Here is an 18,488-nt window from a genome sequence, read left to right on the forward strand (position 1 = left end):
CTGCGGTGGAACTCGCGGAAGCGCCCCTGACGCTCGCCCGGATGACGCATGAGGCCGTGCTGTCCGACATCGGCGTGATGCTGCACAAGGTTCTGGGCGAATACGGCCTGGACGAGGTCGAGGTCACCATGGACTCGACCTTCCACGACGACCTGGAACTGGAGAGCATCGACCTGGTCGCGCTCGCCGGTCAGCTGGAGGAGCGCTACGGCGCCCGGGTCAACTTCGCCGAGTTCATCGCCGAACTCGAACTCGACCAGATCATCGCGCTGACCGTGGGCCAGCTCGTCGACTACGTGGTCGGCGCGCTGGACGAGGGGAACTGACCTTGGCGGTCGTGCAGGCCAACGGCATCCGGGTGCACGTGCAGCGGATGGCGGCCCGCAACACCACGGCGGCGAACCCGCCGACCGTGGTGTTCGTCCACGGCATCGGCACCGACAGCCTGGCCAGCTTCTACTTCACCCTGGCCGGGCCGGTGGCCGCCGCCGGGCACCAGGTCGTGGCCTACGATCTGCGCGGCCACGGCCGCAGCGAACGCACCGAAAGCGGCTACCGGGTCTCGGACTCGGTGGCCGACCTGGCCGCGCTCCTAGACGAACTGGAGATCACCGGACCGGTGCACCTGGTCGGGAACTCCTTTGGTGGCACGGTGTCCTTCAGCTTCGCCGCCCAGTACCCGGAGCGGGTGGCTAGCCTGGTGGTGATCGAATCCGAGCCGACCAGCGCGGAGTGGTCGGCCAAGATGGGTGAGCTGCTCGGGCGGGCGCGGGCGCAGTTGCAGCACGCCGAAGCCCTCGAATGGATCACCGAGAACCGGGGCGGGCACACCTCCAAACTGGCCAAGGCGGCCGGCCGGATGTTGCACGCCACCGCGATCGCCGACGAACTGCCCACCGGCCCGATCCTGACCGCCGAACAGGTCGGTGGGATCGGGGTGCCGGTGCTCGCGGTCTTCGGCAGCGAATCCGATCTCGTCGCACAGGCGCCGATCCTGGAAGCCGCACTGCCGCACTGCCGCACGGTGATCGTGCCGGGGCAGGAACACTCGGTGCTGGTCGAAGCGCCCAAGGTGCTGCGGGAACTGCTCCTGGACTGGCTGACCGAACACGGGGCGAAGGTCGCGGTGTGAAGGTACTTTGTGTGGTCCCGCCACTGTTCGGGCACGTCAACCCGACCATCGGGCTCGGCGCGGCACTCACCGCGCGCGGGCATGAGGTGGCCTGGGCGGGGCACGGCGAGTTCGTCCGGCAGCTCACCGGACCGGACGCCCGGATCTACGACTGCGCGGTCCCGGCCGAGGTCGAGGAACGGCCGGCGGACCTGCGCGGGCCAGGGGCGCTGAAGTTCCTGTGGGAGAAGTTCCTGGTCCCGCTCACCGAGTCGATGCTGCCCGATGTCGAGGCCGCCATCGGCGAGTTCCGGCCCGATCTCCTGGTGGTGGACCAGCAGGCGATGGCCGGGGCACTCGCGGCGTTGCGGCTCGGCCTGCCCTGGGCGACCTCGGCCACCACCTCCGCGGAGTTCACCGATCCGTTGCGGGGCATGCCGAAAGTCGTCGAATGGGTCCAGGAAACCATGGCCGGGATGCGGGCGCGGGCGGCGGTGGCCGCCGAGACCGACCTGCGCTACTCCCCCCATCTCACGCTCGCCTTCACCACCCGGGAACTGGTGGGAGCACTGGATTCCGCGTTCGACCAGGTCGCCTTCGTGGGGCCGTCGATCACCGAACGCCATGACAGCACACCGTTTCCCTGGGAACGCCTCGATGACCGGGCGACCGTGCTGATCAGCCTGGGCACCGCGAACGCCGACGCCGGAACCCGGTTCCTGACCGAGGCCGCCGCCGGGATGGGTGAGCTGGCCGACCGGGTGCAGGCCGTGCTGGTCGACCCCGGTGGCACCGTGACATCCGCGCCGGACAACGTGATCGTGCTGCCCCGGGTGCCCCAGCTCGCCCTGCTGCCCCACCTGGACGCCGTGGTGTGCCACGCCGGGCACAACACCGTCTGCGAGGCACTCAGCCACGGCCTGCCCCTGGTGGTGGCCCCGATCCGGGACGACCAGCCGGTGATCGCCCAGCAGGTCGCCGACGCCGGAGCCGGGATCCGGTTGCGCTTCACCAGGTCGACCGCCGGGCACATCCGGGACGCCGTCGCCACCGTTCTCGACGAGCCGGGCCACCGCGAGGCCGCCCGCCGCATCGCCGACTCCTTCACCGCCGCCGGAGGCCCCCAGGCCGCCGCGGCGCGCCTGGAGGAACTCGCAGCACCCATCGCCATCGGGAGGATCTCCGAGTGAGCCCGCGTTCCACTGCCCGGACCTGGCTGCGCCGTGGCGTCCAGGCCGCGCTCCTGGCCGGACTGGTGCTCGACACCGCCGCCCTGCGCCGCCGCGTCGCCGCGTTGCGCACCCTGCCGGAACGCCCCGCCCCCGGCGACGACCGGTACCGCCTGCTGCACGCCGACGGCGTCACCGTGGACGGTCCCACCCTCAACGCCGCCCGCGCGCACGCCAAGGCCGAGGGCCTGTGCGCGCTGGAACTCGTGCCGCGTGACCTGCCCACCGCGCAGGCCCTGGACCTGCTGCGCACCGTGGACCCGGCCACCTACCGCACCGACCGGCAGGCCAAGGGCGCCGGGGCCTGGCACGCGGTGCTCGCCGACGACGGCGTGCTGCGCGCCGTGGGCTACCCGGCCGAGCACGTCAGCCGGGAGGCCGCCGAACTCGGTCAGGCCGCGGCGAAACTGAAGCTGCACGCCCCCGACGGCACCGACCTGGTGGTCAGCCCCCGGCTCACCAGCGCCCCGGAGATCGTCGAGGACGACGCCCGCATCCTGGCCCGGCTGCTCGGCCGCAAGACCGGCGGCGAACTCGGTCCCCGGCTGGGCTGGCTGGCCATCCTGGCCGGCAGTTCGGTGCTCGGCCCCGGCTGGGCCGCCGCACTGCTGGCCGCCTGGTCCGCGCAACCGGCCGTGGTCTTCGCCGGCAGCCGCAGCCTCAAGCCGGTCGACCTGTTCTCCTACAGCCTGCGCCGGGTGGTGGCCGAGCCGAAACGGTTGCTGGCCGCCATGTCCGAGGCCCGACTGTCCACATCGGACGATCTGGATCCGGTGACCCGGCTGCGCCCGGACTACCTGGCCGAACTCGCCGACGGCGTCGACCGGTTCTTCGAGCCGCGCCGCCGGGACTGCCCGTGGTGCGGCAGCGCCAACCTGGTCACCCACCTGAAACTGCCGGACCTGTTGCAGCACAAGCCCGGCGAGTTCACCCTGGACCGCTGCCGGGCCTGCACGCACATCTTCCAGAACCCGCGGCTGACCATCGCCGGACTGGACTTCTACTACCGCGACTTCTACGACGGCCTCGGCGAGGACAAGCTGGACAAGCTCTTCGCCGCCCGCGGCATCGCCTACCGCCCGCGCGCGGAAATGCTCAAACCCTTCGCCGAGCCCGAATCCTGGCTCGACGTGGGCACCGGGCACGGCCACTTCTGCAACGCCGCCCGCGAGGTGTGGCCGCAGACCACCTTCGACGGCCTGGACATCACCGAGGGCGTGGAACTCGCCGAACACCGCGGCTGGGTGGACCGCGGCTACCGCGGCCTGTTCCCGGAACTGGCCGCGGACATCCACGAAAGCTATGACGTGGTCAGCATGTACCACTACCTGGAGCACAGCCGCGACCCGCGCCAGGAACTGGAGGCCGCGCTCAAGGTGCTCAAGGCAGGCGGGCACCTGATGATCGAGGTGCCGGACCCGGAATCCCGCTGGGGCAAGCTGCTCGGCAAGTGGTGGCTGCCCTGGCTGCAACCGCAGCACCTGCACTTCGTGCCGATCGGCAACCTGCGCGAAGCCCTGTCCGAGATGGGTTTCACCGTGGTCGCCGAACAACGCGGCGAACCACACGAGCCGATCGACCTGGTCGGCGCGGCCTGGAACGCGGTCAACCACTTCGCCCCGCGCGACGACGTGCCGTGGGCGCCCCAGCCGCCGACCGCCGGGGCCAAGGCGGGCCGGGCGGCGACGATGATCGCGGCCGCGCCCGCGCTGCTCACCGCGGCACTGACCGACCGGGTGCTGTCCCCGCTGTCCAAGCGCTACGGCGGTTCCAGCGCCTACCGGCTGCTCGCCCGCAAGGACTGACCCGTGCGCTGGCCCCGGCTCAGACCGGGGTCAGCACGCGGAACCGCTGGGCGAGCACCAGGGTGTCGTCGTCCACGGTGAACCCCGGATCACCCAGCTCGGCCCGCACTTCCGGGCTGTGCCAGAACTCCTCGTGCCCGGCCCGCCACTGGGCCACGGACTCGTCGCCCTCGCCCTCGTCCAGGGCGTGCCGGAGGTCGACCTCGGCCAGCCGCAGCACCCGCACCTCGGTCAGCTCGATGACCGCGACCGGGCGGTCGGCCGAATCGACCACCACCTCCCGCTGCCCCGCCTCGGGCAGCGGCTCGCCCACGGCCTCATAACTGAGCACCAGGGCCGAGGTGGTGGTTTTCGCGCCGGCGAGGATGGCGGCCACCAGCCGGTCCCGCAGCGGTCCCGGGAAGCCGAACTCGGCCTTGGGCAGCCCGTCAAGATCCATGCCGGGCACCCTACGGACCCGCGGCCGGCGGGCAAGTCGATATCGGGGCATCCACCGAACGGTGGGTCGATCCGACCATCGCCCGATGCTGCCGCGACCGGGCACACCGGCGACAGACTTCCGGTATGGCTGGAGACCCGGCGGTCCGGATCCGCGGACTGCGCAAGACCTACCAACGGACCCCGGCGGTCCAGGACGTCGACCTGGACATCGAGCACGGCGAGATCTTCGCCCTGCTCGGCCCGAACGGGGCGGGCAAGACCACCACCATCGAGATCCTGGAGGGCTACCGGGACCGCGACGGCGGCACCGTCTCCGTGCTCGGCGCCGACCCGGCCAAAGCGGGCCTGGGCTGGCGCAGGCGGATCGGCGTGGTGCTGCAGGAGAACGGGGACTTCCCCGAACTCACCGTCGGCGAAGTCCTCAACCACTTCGCCTACTACTACCCCGACGCCCGCGACCCCGACGAACTCCTCGAAGCGGTGGGCCTGACCGACAAGCGCGACTCCCGGGTGCACCGGCTCTCCGGCGGTCAGCGGCGCAGACTCGACGTGGCCCTGGGCATCATCGGCAACCCGCGACTGCTCTTCCTGGACGAGCCCACCACCGGCTTCGACCCGGCGGTGCGACGGCAGTTCTGGGAGCTGATCAGCGGTCTGCGCGCCGCCGACACCACCATCCTGCTCACCACCCACTACCTGGACGAGGCCGAGTTCCTGGCCGACCGGGTCGCGGTCATCGCCGCCGGGAAACTCGTGGACGTGGCCACCCCACGCCAGCTCGGCGGCCGGGACCGGGAACAGGCCACCGTGGCCTGGACCGACGCCGCAGGCACGCACGAGCTGCGCACCGACAACCCCACCCGCACCGTCGGCGAACTCGCCGCCCGCTACCACGGCGACGTGCCCGAGCTGAGCGTGCGCAGACCCAGCCTGGAGGACACCTACCTGCGACTGATCGGCGGTGCGCGATGACCACCACCACCCCCGCCCGCGCCACCCGCCGGGCCACCGCGCTGGGCATCGGCCTGCGCCGCGGTGTGCTGGAGCTGAAACAGTTCCTGCGGCAGAAGGACACCGTGATCTTCACGTTCTCCTTCCCGCTGCTGATGACCGTGCTCTTCGGCGCGATCTTCCAGCGCAAACTGCCCGGCACCGACGTCGACTTCACCCAGTACTTCCTGGCCGGCATGGTCGCCACCGGCGTCATGGGCACCACGTTCGTGCTGCTGGCCGTGGGCATCGCCCTGGAACGCGACGACGGCACGCTGAAACGCCTGCGCGCCATGCCGATGCCGCTGAGCGCCTACTTCATCGGCAAAACCGTGCTGGTGCTGGTCGCCTCGATCGCGCAGACCGTGCTGCTGCTGGTCTTCGGCTCGCTGTTCTTCGGCCTGACCATGCCGGCCACCGCGGGGAAATGGCTCACCCTCGGCTGGGTGCTGCTGCTCGGCGTGATCGCCTGCACCCTGCTCGGGGTGGCGATGAGCGCGGTGCCACGCAGTGGGCGCAGCGCGGCCGCCGTGGTGATGCCGATCTTCGTGGTGCTGCAGTTCATCTCCGGGGTGTTCTTCGTCTTCACCGAACTGCCGGGGCCGGTGCAGGCCGTCGGCGGGCTGTTCCCGCTGAAGTGGCTCAGCCAGGGCCTGCGCTCGGTGTTCCTGCCCGAGGAACTGCAACGGATGGAACCCGCCGGATCGTGGGACCACCCGGGCATCGCGATCGTGTTGGCGCTCTGGATCGTGGCCGGTCTCGTACTCTCGGTGGCGACGTTCCGCTGGCAGCGCGCGCGGAGCTGACCGCGGCAGGACAGGGAGGGACCGATGGCCGCCCCCGGGGAACAGGCCTGGCAGTGGCACGCCGTGCAGGCGCTGGTGCTGCTGCTGACCGCGGGCCTGTTCCCGGTGGTGGAGGCGCCCTGGTGGGGTTATCCGCTGCTGGCCGCGGCCTGGCTCTGGTACCTCGTGCTCGGCGCGCCCGCGGTGCGCACCGGGCCGGTCTCGACCCCCGGCGGCCTGGTCTACCTGCTCGGCGCCATCCCGCTGCAGGCCGCGCTGGTACTGGCCTCCCCCATCGCCCTTGTGCTGCTGCCTGATCTGTTCGCCCAGGTGTTCTGGCTGGTCAGACAGTTGTGGCTGGCGAATCTGGCGGTCGCGGTGACCACCGTGCTCAGCGGCTTCGCGGTCGTGGAGCACTTCGGCTGGAGCCAGCTCTCGATCCTCGGCGCGCTGCTGGGCGTGGCGGGCTGCCTGCCGGCCACCATCGGGCTCGGCGTGCTGTCCCGGCGGCTGATCGAGGCGGCCGAGGCCAGGGAACGGCTCAACCGGGAGCTGCGCCAGGTGCGGTCCGAGCTGCGCACCGCCTACCACCGCGAGGGCGAACGCGCCGAACGGGAACGGCTCGCACACGACATCCACGACACCCTGGCGCAGGGCTTCACCAGCCTGGTGATGCTCATCCAGACCGCGGACGCCCTGGTCACCGCCGACCCGGACCGGGCACGGGACCAGCTGCGGCTGGCCGAACGCACCGCCCGGCAGAACCTGGCCGAGGCGCGGGCCCTGGTCACCGACCTGATGCCGGCCGCACTGCGCGATTCCACGCTCAGCGAGGTGATCTGCCGCCTGGTCCGCCAGCTCGCCGAGGAACTGGGCGTGCCGCACGAGGTCACCGTGCACGGCGGGCCACCGGACCTGCCGCCGGCCACCGAGGCGGTGCTGGTGCGCACCGCCCAGGAAGCCCTGGCCAACATCGCCAAACACGCCGCGCCCGGCCGGGTGACGGCCAGACTGACCTTCACCGCGGACGGCAGCACCCTGGAGATCATCGACGACGGGCGCGGCTTCGACCCGGCCGAGGCCACCGGCTTCGGCCTGCCGGGCATGCGGGCCAGACTGGAACGGATCGGGGGCAGCGTGCACATCCACAGCGACCACGGGCAGGGCACCACCGTGCGGATCACCGCGCCATGACCGGGCGAGCGATCCGGGTGCTCCTGGCCGACGATCACCCGGTGGTGCGCGAAGGGCTGCGCGGCATGCTGTCCCTGGCCGGGGACATCGACGTGGTCGGCGAGGCCGCCGGCGGCGCGGAAGCCATCGAGCTGGCCGGCCGGCTGCGCCCGGACGTGGTGCTGATGGACCTGCGCATGCCCGACCTGGACGGGGCCACCGCCACCTCGCGGATCACCGCCGAACTGCCAGGGGTCCGGGTGCTGATCCTGACCACCTACGACGCCGACCGGGACATCGTGCACGCGGTGGAGGCCGGGGCCGCGGGCTACCTGCTCAAGGACACACCCAGGGCCGAGCTGACCGACGCGGTGCGCGCCGCCGCCCGCGGCGAGACCGTGCTGACCCCGACCGTAGCCACCAAACTGCTCAGCCACCTGCGCGCCCCCGCGGCCGGAACGCTGACCGCGCGCGAGGTCCAGGTACTCCGGCTGGTCGCCCAGGGCTGCACCAACGCCGAGATCGGCCGCCAGCTCACCATCGGCGAGGCCACCGTCAAAAGCCACCTGATCAAAATCTTCGGCAAACTCGGCGTAGACGACCGCACCGCCGCCGTCACCACCGCCATGTCCCGCGGCATCCTCTAACCGTGTTGGCCGTTCCGGACGGCGTGTTGGCCGTTATGGACGGCGAGTTGGCCCAACTGGTACGCCGAGTTGGCTGAAGTGGGCGTACCAGTTGGCCCAAGTGGTGCCAGTTCGGCCAAGACTGCGTACGACAACGGCCAACACGGCGGCGAGGCGGCCTGCTCAGCGGGTCGCGCGGGCGGCTGTGACGCAGGCTCGGAGCAGGTCGGCGTTCTCCGCCGCCGCGCCGCCGGGGTAGGCGTAGCGGCGGCGGTTGTAGCCGTAGGCCAGGCCGCTGCGCGGATCGGCGAGGGCCAGGCAACCGGCGGCGCCGCTGTGCCCGAAGGCGCCCTGTCCCAGGAACGGGTAGAACTCGGTCACGGCGCTGAACCCGAGCCCGAAAGCCTTGTGCACGCGCGAAACCACGTCGTAGCCGATCGACTGGATCTGCGCGAACTCGGCCATGGTGTCCGGTTTCAGCAGTGGTGGCCTGCCGTCGCGCCCCGTGGTGGCCGCCGCGTACAGGCCGGCCAGGCCCCGCGCCGAGGCGACCCCGCCCGCGGACGCCTGGCCCTGCGCACGGGCGATCCGCTGGTTCGGGAAGTCCCACAGTTCGGGCGCGTCGGGCCGATGGGTGTTGAACGCGATCGCGGCCAGGCTCTCGGGCCCGCTGTCGTCCGCGTCGATCTCGGCCTGCTGCGCCGGGGTCGGCAGCATCGGCAACGTGGTCACGAACCGCGGCTCCAGTTCTTCCGGCAGGCCAAGGTAGAAGTCGAGACCGTGCGGCGCCCGGATCCGCTCCTCGAACAGTTCCTGGCTGCTCTGCCCGGTCACCCGCCGCACCACCTCGCCGGCCAACCCAGGCGTGGTAGCCGTAGGCCGTTCCCGGCCGCCAGTACGGCCGCTGGCCTACCAGCCGCGCCGCGATCAGCCGGTCGTCGGCCAGTTCCGCCAGGCTGAACCCGGCATCCGCGCCGACCACGCCCGCGCGGTGCGCGAGCACTTCCCGCAGCGTGATGTCCTGCTTGCCTTCCGCCGCGAATTCCGGCCAGTAGTGGCTGACCCGCTGGTCGGGATCCAGCACGCCGTCCTGCACCAGCAGTGCCACCACGAGCGACATCGCCCCCTTCGTGGCGGAGAACACCCCGGTCAGCGTGTCGGCGGTGAACCCGGGTCCCGACCACAGATCCACGACCTTCTCGCCACGCACGTAGGCGACCAGCTGGCCCGCGTAGTCCGCCCGTTCCGCGGCGACGACCTTCGCGAACTCCGCGCGCACGCCCTCGTACCCCGCCGCGACCGTGCCCTGCATGTGGTTCCTCCTCCGACCCGGTGACTCGCGGTCAAGATAACCCGGCCTGCCCACCATTTCCGGCCGAATCACAGCCTCTCACCTGCGAGTTTGCTCCGAGAGCAATTCGGGCAGCGGGCCGTAGCGGCGTTCGTCGGCGTGCAGCAGCGCCAGGGCCAGCCTGCGGGACACCGGGGTGGGCAGCAGGGCGACCAGGCGGGGCAGCAGGTGCGCGCCCGCGGTGTCCACGGCGAGCATGGCGACCAGTAGCGCGCCCAGGGTGTGGCGGTCGGCGGTGGTGATCAGGGCGGCGGCCGGGCCGGTAATGGCCGCCCGGAGTTCGCGCACCGCCGCGGGCGCCAGGTCCGGGCCGTGCGCGCGGACCTGGAGGCGCAGCAGGTTGAACGCGTTGTCGGCGCGGTCACGTTGGTAGGAGAGCTGGTCGTGGCCGATCTCCAGCAACGCCAGCCAGTGCCGCAGCAACGCGGTCAGCTCGGGTGCGGGCCGGGTGCCGCGGATCCGGTGCAGCACCGCCCACAGGAGGTGGATGTCGCTGGAGCGGTCGTAGGTCAGGCGCAGCAGGTGCTCCGCGTCCGGTTCGGTCTCGCCGAGCAGCAGCCGGGATTCGGCGCGGAAATAGCCGTCGAGGGCGGTCACGGCCGCCTCGGTGTCCGGGCCGGACAGCCCGTGTTCGGCGAGGGCGATCTCGATGCCCGCGCGCCAGGCCGGATCCACCTCCGTGTCACCGGCCCGCTGGGCGGCCTCGAAGGCCAGGTCTCCTTGGTAGACCATGGTTTCCAGGCGGATCAGCAGTGGCCGCACGGCCTCGGTGGCGGCCCGGTCGTACCCGGCCAGCCGGACCAGGAACTCCGACATGGCCACGATCCCGGCCGCCTTCTCGATCTCCCGGCCCCGTCCTGGCTCGCCCGGCGGCACCGGCCGGGTGGCCCGGCCGCGCCGGACCTGCCGCACCCGGCTCACCGTGGACAGCGCCAGCGGCACCAGCACCGGCGCGCCCGCCAGTCCAAGCAGCACGACAATTCTCTTGCCCCACATGGGTTCTCCCCCTCTACTCCCAGTCACTGACGGCGGGTAGCGCCCTGGCCGCCGGGGCGGGCGGGCGCCGCGGCCCGGCGGTGGCCAGGGTCAGGTTGTGCGCGAGATGGCAGGCAATGGCCGCGGCCAGCCCGCCAGTGGCCGCCGCCGCGGTGAACACGGCGCCTGCGACCAGGTGGTAGGGCAGGCGGCGCGGTCCGCCGCCGGGCAGGTGCAGCAGGGCGAATCCGACCAGCGCGAGCCCGGTGGCGGCCGGGGCGGGCAGACCGAACCGGGTGAGCAGTTCCGGTGCCCCGGCCCGCCACAACAGCTCCTCGGCCGCCGCGCACAACGTCAGCCGCAGCAGCTCACCGGCGGGCAATCCCTTGCGCGCCAACGACAACGGCTTCCCCGACAGCCAAGCCGCGGTCATTGGCAGCGCCACCCCGGCCACCGCACCCACCGCTGTCCACCACAGACCCTGTCCAGTCCACTGTGGACTCAACAGGGCCAGCACCGGCAGCGCGCACAGCACGGTGCCCCAGTCGTAGACCGCCGCGGTGTGCCTGCCCAGCACCCGCCCAGTCACCAGCAGCAGCCACGGCAACCCGAGATGACCGAGCACCCCGGCCAGCAACACCGTTAGCCCGCCGGGGGTGTGCCGATCAGCACCACGTACACCGGCGCGTCGTCCACCCCGTTGTGATCGGGCAGCAGCGCGGTCAGCGGATCGTCGTCGAAACCGCCGATCAGCCTGCTCGGCAGCCCGTAGCCGGTGGCGACCAGGAGCAGATTCTGGGCCAGGTGCCCGGATTCCATCAGCACGAACCGCAGCGAGCGCTGCCCGTACTTGAACCGGGACCGCCAGAAGCTGGCGGAGAGGATCAGGCCGAAGGCGGCCTGCCCGGACATCTCCGCCTGGTTGCCGCAGCCGTCGAAGGCGTCCAGGTCGATCTCACCCAGGTCGGCGAGCACGCCGCGGAACGGGTCGAAGTGGTAGAGCCCCGGCCGCAGCCCGGTGACCCGCCGGGCCACCACGTACAGGTCCAGGGGGTACAGCGCGCCGCCGGAGGGGGTGGGCCGGAAGCCTTGGTGCCCTTGCCATCGGTTGATCCCGTAGGTGCGCCGCAGCACCCCGGCCAGCACGTCGAGGCCGACCTCGCCGCCGCCGAAACCCTGGGCGCTGCGCCGGGAATCCAGGACCTGGGCCAGATCGGCGGTCAGTGGCGCGGGTTCGGGCAGTGCCACGGTCGGTCGGCTGGGGTACCAGCGGCCGGAGCGGGCGGCCATCTCCCGCAGTTCGGCGGACTGTTCGAGGGCGACCACGCCCGGCACGTCCCAGGGCAGGGCGGCGCTGTAGAGCTTGGAGGCCTGGAAGTAGTTCTCCGCCGGGTCGTCGATGCCGGGCACGCCGTCGGTGTAGACGATGTCGAGCACGTTGGAGCCGTGGATGCTGCTGTCGGTCACGGACATTCACCCCCAGGTCAGGGAAACGGATGGGGCAGCGGGTTGAGGTGTTCGGTGTCCACCTGGCCGGTCAGGCCCAGCGTCACGGGCAGCTCCCGCAGCCGCCTGCCGCCCAGGAAACGTTGCTGGAAACCCACATCGAGGGGTTGCAGCTGCGGGGAGAACACCTTCACCACGTGCCCGCCTGCCTCGCGCACATCGGGGCTGGTGACATCCACCGCGAGCAGCTCCACCCCTTGTTCGGCCAGGGTGGACACCAGTCCGGACAGGAGCTGTCCCGGAGTGCCGTCGGGCAGTGCGGGCAGGTCGGCCAGGGTGCGCCGGTGCGGGCTGGCGGTGAGGAATTCGGTGCCAGGGACCATGTCGGGGGAGGTGTAGAGGCCCACGTGGTCCTCGAAGTTGCGCACGGTCTGCTCGTAGTCGCCGTGCGGCGGCACCACCTGGCCCTCGCGTTGCTGTGCCCAGGCCCAGGTGCGGGTGCTGAACGCCTCGAACAGCGTTTTCGCCGCCGCCCGTCGCGGTGAGCCCGCCGCGGCGGCGCCCAGGCCGATCGGGGCCAGGTCGGTGGCGCGGTTGCGGACCACGCCGAGCATGGCCGGGATGCCGGTGAACACACTCAGATCGACCAGGTGGAAGTCCAGTCCGGACGGGGCGGCGTGCCGCCGGATCAACTCGGCCAGGGCCGGGTCCGAGCCGGGATCCAGCAGTGGCAACGACAATCGGTGGTGCCAGGCCAGCATGAACGCGTCCCGTTCGACGAGTTCCAGGATGCCGGAGACCGCCGCCTCCGCCGGGGTGTTGGCGAAGGCCAGCCCGCTGCTGGTCGGGTAGCCGATCCGGCTGTCATCGGGCAGGTTGTTGCGCAGGTAGGTCAGCTGCGCGGGCAGCCACACCGCCGCGCCGTCGTGCAGCCGCCGCGATTCGGTCCACCACAGCCGGGTGGCCGCGGTGAACGGCACATAGGGGAACCCGGAGCGGCCGAACTGCCAGTCCGCGAACAGGGTCAGTTGCCCCGGCTGGACACAGGTCAGGCCGACGTCGGTGAGTTCCTCGGCACTGCCGTAGCGCAACGCCTCTTCTGGCACCCAGGCCGCGCTGTAGCGCTCCACGCCCTCGCCGATCGCGGCCAGCCGCGCCCCGGTGTGGCTGGCGTCCCAGCCGCCGTTGCCCTTGTTGCAGGCCGCGCCGAGCAGCAGCCGGGAGTCGCAGGTCTCGCTGCCCATGGAGTGCGCGTACAGGTCGTCCACATCGTGCATGCGCTCATAGACCCGGCGGACGATGCCGGTCAGCGGGGACAGGTAGATCGCCATCGCCGCCTCCGCCTCGGCGGTGCTGGTCCAGCGATCCGCGCCGGCGCCGGGCCGGTAGGCGGTGGCCGCGGTCATGCCGGACCGTCCGATCCGGCGGTGAGCAGCTGGTGGAACCAGACCTGCGGATGCCCGGTGTCCCGGCCGGGCGCGCAGCGCGGGCAGCGCGGCACCCGCAGCACCCGGTGCCTGCCGATACGCAGCCCGTTGAGGTCCAGCTCGACGGTGCTGACCCCGCCGGGCACCAGCTGGGCACTGCGATCGCCGAGGGCGAGGTATTCCAGGAGCCAGTCCAGCACCAGGCCGGCCTGCACGGCGACCAGGCCGGGCGCGGCGGCCGCGGCGTCCAGGCGCGGGCCGAGCCAGCGGGCCTGCGGCAGTTCCACGGACAGTCCGGCGTCCGGGAACACCGCGGCCCTGCGCAGCCGGTAGCAGTGGTGGCAGGCCGATTCACCAGGCACGATCCACGGGCCGACCGCGGCGCGTTCGCCGTCGTAGGGGGTGACCGCCAGCCAGGGGCCGCGGTCCGGATCGGCCAGGGCCTGCTCGTTCCAGTCGGCCAGCACCGGATCGTCCTCGTGTTCGCCGACCACCACGGTCACCCCGGCCGGATCGTCCTCACCGGCCAGGGCCAGTCCGGCCGCGGCCACCTCGGTCCGGATCCGCGCGGCCAGTGTCCCGCCGCCGTTGATCCGGACGGTGGCCGTGCGCAGCCGCTCGGCGATCACCGCCCGTTCCACCGCGCGGCCGGAGCGCCGCCACAGACCCAGCACCACCGGGTCGGCCGTGCCGGGCGCGCCGGTCTCGATGAGCAGCCCGGCCTCGACCAGGTGGTCGATCACCGCGTCCGCGCGGTCCCGCTGGTCCTGGTCCAGGTCGGCGAAGAGCACCGGTTCCAGGACCCCGCCGTCGGTGCGTTCCAGCAGCGCCGCGACCAGCGGCAACAGGCCGGTGCCCGCGCATTTGACCACCGCGTCCCCGGCCCTGACCAGGACATCCTCCCCCGCGGCCAGCACCCGGGTGCCCGGATCGGTGCGCCAGCTCGCCTGGCTGGCCGACCCGGTTCTGTCCGTGCTCGAACCCTGCACTGTGAACCTCCTGAGTACGACGGTCGGTTGGTCAGCCGCGGGTCGCGGCGAGTTCGGACTGGTAGGCGTGCCAGGCCGCGGGCAGGTAGGCCGTCAGCGGCCGCCCGGCACGGCCCAGCGCGCGTGCCAGGACCGGGGACACCGCGCGGCGCGCCTTGGCCGAGCCCCAGGCCAGGTGGTGGCCGAGACGTTCCCCGGCCGGGGAGTCGATCCCGGCCCGCCGCAGGGCGTGCAGATACGCCTCTTCCGGCAGGTAGACGTGTCGGCGCGGCGCGTCGGCGATCTCGGCCAGCAGCTCGATCGCCGCGGGCACGCCGAGGATTTCCGGGCCGGTGACCTCATAGGCCCGGCCACCCCGCCTGCCCGGGTCGGCGGCCAGCACACCGATGAGTTGTGCCAGGTCAGCGGCGTCCAGCCAGGCCGCGCCCGCGGGCTCGCAGGTGCTGTAGAAGGTGCCCTCGACGGTGCCGTGCCCGCAGGCCCTGGCCAGGTCCTGGCCGAGCAGGGCGCAGCGCAGCACCACGGTGTCCGCGGCCCCGGACAGGGCGGCCGCCTCGGCCTGGGCCTGCACCGCCGGGAAGGTGCCGTCCGGGGCCAGTTCGGCCCCGAGCGGGGAGAGCACCACCCGCGGCAGGGCCTGGTCAATGGCCGCAACCTGCAAGTGGAGGTCTTCCTGGGCCAGCGAACAGGCGTCCACGACCACCAGGTCGGCCGCGGCGGGGGTGTCCACGCAGGTCGTGCCCGCCGCCTCGGCCAGCGCCAGCCGGACCAGCACCCGGTCGCCGGCATAAAAAATGGCAGTTCTATTCTCCGTCATGCCCCCCTCAATTCTTCCGGCCAGAATTGGCGATGGCGTCAACCTAGACGAAATGGTCGTCGGCGAACAACAGAGCATGAGACATTACGTGTCAACCGATAGGGGTACACGGGCCTCCACCGAAAGACGGCGATCGACCCGTCGATAGTGGACCTCTTATGCCCTCCAACAGACGTCTTGCCTCATTCCACCCGGTTGCGGATATGGTCTGCACCGCAATACCGGTGCACTTTCTTCACCACTGGAGGGAACTGTCATGCAGGAACTTCTGAACAAGGTCGAGATCCCGTCGATCACCATCACCACGCACGGCCAGGAGTCGAGCCTGTTCGAGCCGGCGGCGGCTCGTTGCACCACCACGATCCCGTGCTGCTGCTGCAGCGGCGGCTGATCTCCACCTGATCGGCCGCTTTCCCGCGCCGATCGGCGGGTACACTCCGGTGGCGGCGGAAGCAGTTCCGCCGCCACCGTTCTCGGACTCCTGGGGGGAGTACGCGGCATGCTCCGTCATACTCGAACGCCGTCGTCAATTACCGGGCGCGCACACCATCGGCAGCACGCCCAACGCTGGTTCACCGATCCGGGACTATCCGCGGTCAGCACCGCCTACGATCTACGCGAAACAATGATCTCGGCCTGTGTCGCGCTGTCCGTCGGCATTTCCGAACTCGGCCGCACACCGGACCGGGTCCTCGATGTCGGCTGCGGCAGCGGAACAATGCTGGAAATCGCGGCCAAACAACTCCCGGACAGCGCTTTGTTCGGCCTCGACCCGCACCGCCCCTCGATCGAGGCGGCCCGGACCCGGCTGACCGGCACCGGCGCGGAACTGTTCCCCCTGGCCGCCGGTGACCTGCCCGGATCGGCCGCGGCCGCCCGCATCGGCCGGGCCGACCTGGTGCTGGTGCACCTGTGCCTGGGCCTGTGGACCGACCCGGTGGCCGAACTGTCCGCCGTGCTGGACCTCCTGGCCCCCGGCGGCCTCTGCTACGTCGTCGACCTGATCCGGCCGGCGGCCACCGACCCGGCGACCCTGGAACCGTTCCTGGCCGCGGCGGCCACCGGCGCCGAACGGGACTACCTGCGGGACCAGGTGACCGCCTCGCTCTCCGCCGCCGAGGCCGCGGAACTGGCCGAGCGGGTCACCAGTGGCGCCGAGGTCACCGCGGAGATCCGCACCGGTGACTTCAACGGCTTCGCCACCGGCGATCCGGCCACCGCGATCGCGCTGCACCTGCTGCTGCGCCGAGGGGCCGGACCCGCCGGGAGAGCCTGACCGGGCGCGACGACGATGGACCTCGACGGACCCGGCCCCCGGCCCCGCCGGGTGGTCGTGCTGGACCGGCGCCTGGTGGTGTGCCTCGGCCTGGCCGCGGTCATCCTGGAATGCCCGAACCTCCTGGTGGTGGGCAAGGTGACCGAGGACGACCGCGCCCTGACCGAGATCGAACGCCTGCGGCCCGACCTGGTGCTGGCCAGCGCGACCCTGTGCACCCGGGTCGACCTGCTCAGCGCGGTGACCACACTGCGGCACCAGCCCAAAGTGCTGGTGCTGACCGAAACGGAGGACAGCGCCTTCGTGCTGCAAGCCCTGCTGGCCGGGGCCAACGGCTGCGTGTCCCTGCACGCGCCGCCGCGGGAGATCGTGCAGGCCATGCGGGCCGCGGTGAGCGGGCAGACCCCGCTGACCGCGGCGGTGGCCGCGCGACTGGCCATGGCCGCCCGGACCCCGCGGCGGACGGTGCCGCTGAGCCTGCGCGAGATCGACGTGCTGCGGCACGCCGCGGCCGGGCACACCAACGCGCAGATCGCCAAGGGACTCGCGGTGAGCGAGGCGACGGTGAAGACCTACTGGCGGCGCATCTTCAAGAAGCTCTCCGCCCAGGACCGCACCTCAGCGGTGACCATCGCCTTACGCCAGAACAGCATCGCCCTGGAGGACTGACACCCCCCACCGTGTTGGCCGTTGTCGTACGCCGAGTTGGCCGTTCCGGACGGTGTGTTGGCCGTTGTGGACGGTGTCTTGGCCGAGTGGCGTACCAGTTCGGCCAAGACTACGTACGACAACGGCCAACACGCCGGCGGGGTGCGGACCTGTCTAACGCGCGGCGAAGAGATCCACGCCGTTGCCGTCGGGGTCCAGCACGACCGCGTAACGCTGGCCCCAGAACGCGTCGAACGGCGCCAGCTCACTGTGGTGCCCCAGGCCGACCAGGTGCTCGTGCAGCGCGTCCACCTCGGCCGGGCCCTCGGCCTCGAAGGCCAGGCTCAGCCGGCCACCGGGTGCGGGCGGGGTGAAATCCGGGGTGAACGAGGCGATCGTCGCCTCGGTGTCCCAGGCCAGCTTCACCCCGCCGGGCAACACGTGCTCCACATGTCCTTCGGCATCGGCCGAGGCGGGCAGGTCCAGGCCCAGCTCCCGGTAGAACGCCAGCGACCTGGCCATGTCCGCGACCACGATGCCGATCACGGCGAAACGTGCCTTCATCCGCTCCTCCTTCAACGTCGCGCCCACGCTAGGCCGCCCGGCGGGTTACCGTCTTGAACGAAACGGCCACGACGGAGGGCGGGCGATGAGCGGATACCGGGAGTACCGCCCGGCCGCCGCCCTGCGCGCGCACGCGAGCTGCCTGTGGACCGACCGCAGCTCCGGGCCGCGCGCCCAGCGGGTGGTGCCGGACGGTTGCCTCGACCTGCTGTGGCTGGACGGTCGCCTGGTGGTGACCGGACCGGACACCGGCCCGCGAGAGGCCCGGCTCCCACCAGGTGGACTGCTGGTGGGGCTGCGGTTGCGGCCGGGAGCCGGTTCGCTGCTGCTCGGGAAAATTCCGGCCGAACGGTTGCGCGATCGGACCGTGGACGTCGAGGATCTGTGGGGAGTCCGGGGACTGGCCGAACAGTTCGACGGATCACCCGATGTGCCGACCATCGGCGGACTGGTGCAGCGGATCGCCACCGGACGGCTCGCGCTGTGCGGTGAACTGGATCCGGTTGTGATGACAGCCAGCCGGGCTCTTGACGTGCCTGCGCCATTATCGGTAATGGCGCTGGCCGACCGGCTCGGCGTGTCCGAACGAAGCCTGCGGCGACGGATCACCGGCGCGGTCGGATACGGTCCGAAAACACTCGCGCGAATCCTGCGCTTCCAGCGCGTACTGCGCGACAACCAGGGCAACCTGGCCGATCTGGCCGCCGCACACGGGTACGCCGACCAGGCCCACCTCAGCCGCGAGTTCCGTCGGCTGGCCGGACATCCGCCCAGCTCAGGCCGGACGGTAGCGTGATCGACACCCGGTGTGCCCGAAGTGCGCGCGGCCCTGCCG

The 18,488-nt window shown here is 71.7% G+C and carries 20 protein-coding genes and 1 pseudogene; 12 read left to right on the forward strand and 9 right to left on the reverse strand.

What is annotated here, in order from left to right; genetic code table 11:
* Positions 1-41 precede the first annotated feature (41 nt).
* From MZC64_RS35225 to MZC64_RS48945, 4 genes are read left to right on the forward strand one after another with little or no spacing between them, the layout of a single operon-like run.
* Positions 42-326: a phosphopantetheine-binding protein gene (locus MZC64_RS35225; RefSeq protein ID WP_247764001.1), complete on the forward strand. Its 285-nt coding sequence runs from the start codon at positions 42-44 to the stop codon at positions 324-326.
* 11 nt (positions 327-337) lie between these two features.
* Positions 338-1,132, forward strand: a complete 795-nt coding sequence (locus MZC64_RS35230; RefSeq protein WP_247764042.1) for an alpha/beta fold hydrolase — start codon at positions 338-340, stop codon at positions 1,130-1,132.
* An 11-nt stretch (positions 1,133-1,143) separates the two neighbouring features.
* The gene (locus tag MZC64_RS35235; RefSeq protein ID WP_247764002.1) at positions 1,144-2,301 is read left to right on the forward strand and encodes a nucleotide disphospho-sugar-binding domain-containing protein; all 1,158 of its coding nucleotides are present in this window, start codon (positions 1,144-1,146) and stop codon (positions 2,299-2,301) included.
* Positions 2,298-4,145 carry a class I SAM-dependent methyltransferase gene (locus tag MZC64_RS48945; protein ID WP_247764003.1) on the forward strand — a complete coding sequence of 616 codons (1,848 nt, stop codon included), beginning with the start codon at positions 2,298-2,300 and terminating at the stop codon, positions 4,143-4,145. Before MZC64_RS35235 ends, MZC64_RS48945 begins: the two co-directional genes overlap by 4 nt.
* Before the next feature lie 19 nt (positions 4,146-4,164).
* Here the strand turns inward: MZC64_RS48945 and MZC64_RS35245 are convergent, their stop codons facing one another.
* Positions 4,165-4,584, reverse strand: a complete 420-nt coding sequence (locus tag MZC64_RS35245; RefSeq protein WP_247764004.1) for an ASCH domain-containing protein — start codon at positions 4,582-4,584, stop codon at positions 4,165-4,167.
* A 125-nt stretch (positions 4,585-4,709) separates the two neighbouring features.
* On the opposite strand from MZC64_RS35245, the gene MZC64_RS35250 reads away from it, so the two are divergent.
* From MZC64_RS35250 to MZC64_RS35265, 4 genes are read left to right on the forward strand one after another with little or no spacing between them, the layout of a single operon-like run.
* Complete coding sequence (locus MZC64_RS35250; protein ID WP_247764005.1) at positions 4,710-5,558, forward strand: ABC transporter ATP-binding protein; 849 nt, start codon at positions 4,710-4,712, stop codon at positions 5,556-5,558.
* A complete protein-coding gene (locus MZC64_RS35255) occupies positions 5,555-6,382 on the forward strand; it encodes an ABC transporter permease (protein ID WP_247764006.1) in 828 nt (275 codons plus the stop codon). Before MZC64_RS35250 ends, MZC64_RS35255 begins: the two co-directional genes overlap by 4 nt.
* Before the next feature lie 24 nt (positions 6,383-6,406).
* Positions 6,407-7,555, forward strand: coding sequence for a sensor histidine kinase (locus MZC64_RS35260; protein WP_247764007.1), 1,149 nt, complete (start codon positions 6,407-6,409; stop codon positions 7,553-7,555).
* Positions 7,552-8,181: a response regulator transcription factor gene (locus MZC64_RS35265; protein ID WP_247764008.1), complete on the forward strand. Its 630-nt coding sequence runs from the start codon at positions 7,552-7,554 to the stop codon at positions 8,179-8,181. The genes MZC64_RS35260 and MZC64_RS35265 overlap by 4 nt, the downstream gene beginning before the upstream one ends.
* 162 nt (positions 8,182-8,343) lie before the next feature.
* Here MZC64_RS35265 and MZC64_RS49195 read toward each other — a convergent pair.
* From MZC64_RS49195 to MZC64_RS35305, 7 genes and pseudogenes are all read right to left on the reverse strand, one after another.
* A pseudogene (locus tag MZC64_RS49195) lies at positions 8,344-9,529 on the reverse strand (serine hydrolase domain-containing protein).
* Between the two features lie 21 nt (positions 9,530-9,550).
* Positions 9,551-10,507, reverse strand: coding sequence for a hypothetical protein (locus tag MZC64_RS35280; protein WP_247764010.1), 957 nt, complete (start codon positions 10,505-10,507; stop codon positions 9,551-9,553).
* A gap of 13 nt (positions 10,508-10,520) precedes the next feature.
* Entirely contained in the window at positions 10,521-11,126 is a 606-nt protein-coding gene (locus MZC64_RS35285) for a type II CAAX prenyl endopeptidase Rce1 family protein (RefSeq protein ID WP_247764011.1), read from the reverse strand.
* Between the two features lie 2 nt (positions 11,127-11,128).
* Positions 11,129-11,953 (reverse strand): SagB/ThcOx family dehydrogenase, encoded by an 825-nt coding sequence (locus MZC64_RS35290; protein WP_247764012.1) that lies wholly within the window; start codon positions 11,951-11,953, stop codon positions 11,129-11,131.
* Positions 11,954-11,970: 17 nt separating this feature from the next.
* A complete protein-coding gene (locus tag MZC64_RS35295) occupies positions 11,971-13,338 on the reverse strand; it encodes a YcaO-like family protein (RefSeq protein WP_247764013.1) in 1,368 nt (455 codons plus the stop codon).
* A complete protein-coding gene (locus MZC64_RS35300; RefSeq protein WP_247764014.1) occupies positions 13,335-14,348 on the reverse strand; it encodes a TOMM precursor leader peptide-binding protein in 1,014 nt (337 codons plus the stop codon). Before MZC64_RS35300 ends, MZC64_RS35295 begins: the two co-directional genes overlap by 4 nt.
* A 31-nt stretch (positions 14,349-14,379) precedes the next feature.
* Positions 14,380-15,165: a hypothetical protein gene (locus MZC64_RS35305; RefSeq protein WP_247764015.1), complete on the reverse strand. Its 786-nt coding sequence runs from the start codon at positions 15,163-15,165 to the stop codon at positions 14,380-14,382.
* A 256-nt stretch (positions 15,166-15,421) separates the two neighbouring features.
* Between MZC64_RS35305 and MZC64_RS48270 the strand changes: the two genes are divergently transcribed.
* From MZC64_RS48270 to MZC64_RS35315, 3 genes are all read left to right on the forward strand, one after another.
* Positions 15,422-15,556 carry a hypothetical protein gene (locus MZC64_RS48270; RefSeq protein ID WP_282106362.1) on the forward strand — a complete coding sequence of 45 codons (135 nt, stop codon included), beginning with the start codon at positions 15,422-15,424 and terminating at the stop codon, positions 15,554-15,556.
* A gap of 234 nt (positions 15,557-15,790) precedes the next feature.
* Positions 15,791-16,441 (forward strand): class I SAM-dependent methyltransferase, encoded by a 651-nt coding sequence (locus tag MZC64_RS35310; RefSeq protein WP_247764016.1) that lies wholly within the window; start codon positions 15,791-15,793, stop codon positions 16,439-16,441.
* 15 nt (positions 16,442-16,456) lie between these two features.
* A complete protein-coding gene (locus tag MZC64_RS35315; RefSeq protein ID WP_247764017.1) occupies positions 16,457-17,110 on the forward strand; it encodes a response regulator transcription factor in 654 nt (217 codons plus the stop codon).
* 153 nt (positions 17,111-17,263) lie between these two features.
* On the opposite strand, the gene MZC64_RS35320 is transcribed toward MZC64_RS35315, so the two are convergent.
* The gene (locus MZC64_RS35320) at positions 17,264-17,653 is read right to left on the reverse strand and encodes a VOC family protein (RefSeq protein WP_247764018.1); all 390 of its coding nucleotides are present in this window, start codon (positions 17,651-17,653) and stop codon (positions 17,264-17,266) included.
* Between the two features lie 85 nt (positions 17,654-17,738).
* Here MZC64_RS35320 and MZC64_RS35325 point away from each other — a divergent pair, with 85 nt between their 5' ends.
* On the forward strand, positions 17,739-18,449 hold the full coding sequence (locus MZC64_RS35325) for a helix-turn-helix transcriptional regulator (protein WP_247764019.1): 711 nt from the start codon (positions 17,739-17,741) through the stop codon (positions 18,447-18,449).
* The last annotated feature ends 39 nt before the right edge of the window (positions 18,450-18,488 follow it).

The sequence above is a fragment of the Crossiella sp. S99.2 genome (assembly GCF_023094165.1).
Taxonomy (GTDB): Bacteria; Actinomycetota; Actinomycetes; order Mycobacteriales; family Pseudonocardiaceae; genus Crossiella.

Excerpts from the sequence above, each read along its gene's own strand:
- MZC64_RS35265 (WP_247764008.1), top strand. The coding sequence starts at position 7,552 with ATGACCGGGCGAGCGATCCGGGTGCTCCTGGCCGACGATCACCCGGTG.
- MZC64_RS35320 (WP_247764018.1), bottom strand. The coding sequence starts at position 17,653 with ATGAAGGCACGTTTCGCCGTGATCGGCATCGTGGTCGCGGACATGGCC.
- MZC64_RS35315 (WP_247764017.1), top strand. The coding sequence starts at position 16,457 with ATGGACCTCGACGGACCCGGCCCCCGGCCCCGCCGGGTGGTCGTGCTG.
- MZC64_RS35255 (WP_247764006.1), top strand. The coding sequence starts at position 5,555 with ATGACCACCACCACCCCCGCCCGCGCCACCCGCCGGGCCACCGCGCTG.
- MZC64_RS35250 (WP_247764005.1), top strand. The coding sequence starts at position 4,710 with ATGGCTGGAGACCCGGCGGTCCGGATCCGCGGACTGCGCAAGACCTAC.
- MZC64_RS35325 (WP_247764019.1), top strand. The coding sequence starts at position 17,739 with ATGAGCGGATACCGGGAGTACCGCCCGGCCGCCGCCCTGCGCGCGCAC.
- MZC64_RS35225 (WP_247764001.1), top strand. The coding sequence starts at position 42 with ATGACGCATGAGGCCGTGCTGTCCGACATCGGCGTGATGCTGCACAAG.
- MZC64_RS35260 (WP_247764007.1), top strand. The coding sequence starts at position 6,407 with ATGGCCGCCCCCGGGGAACAGGCCTGGCAGTGGCACGCCGTGCAGGCG.
- MZC64_RS48270 (WP_282106362.1), top strand. The coding sequence starts at position 15,422 with ATGCAGGAACTTCTGAACAAGGTCGAGATCCCGTCGATCACCATCACC.
- MZC64_RS35245 (WP_247764004.1), bottom strand. The coding sequence starts at position 4,584 with ATGGATCTTGACGGGCTGCCCAAGGCCGAGTTCGGCTTCCCGGGACCG.
- MZC64_RS35305 (WP_247764015.1), bottom strand. The coding sequence starts at position 15,165 with ATGACGGAGAATAGAACTGCCATTTTTTATGCCGGCGACCGGGTGCTG.
- MZC64_RS35310 (WP_247764016.1), top strand. The coding sequence starts at position 15,791 with ATGATCTCGGCCTGTGTCGCGCTGTCCGTCGGCATTTCCGAACTCGGC.
- MZC64_RS35295 (WP_247764013.1), bottom strand. The coding sequence starts at position 13,338 with ATGACCGCGGCCACCGCCTACCGGCCCGGCGCCGGCGCGGATCGCTGG.
- MZC64_RS35280 (WP_247764010.1), bottom strand. The coding sequence starts at position 10,507 with ATGTGGGGCAAGAGAATTGTCGTGCTGCTTGGACTGGCGGGCGCGCCG.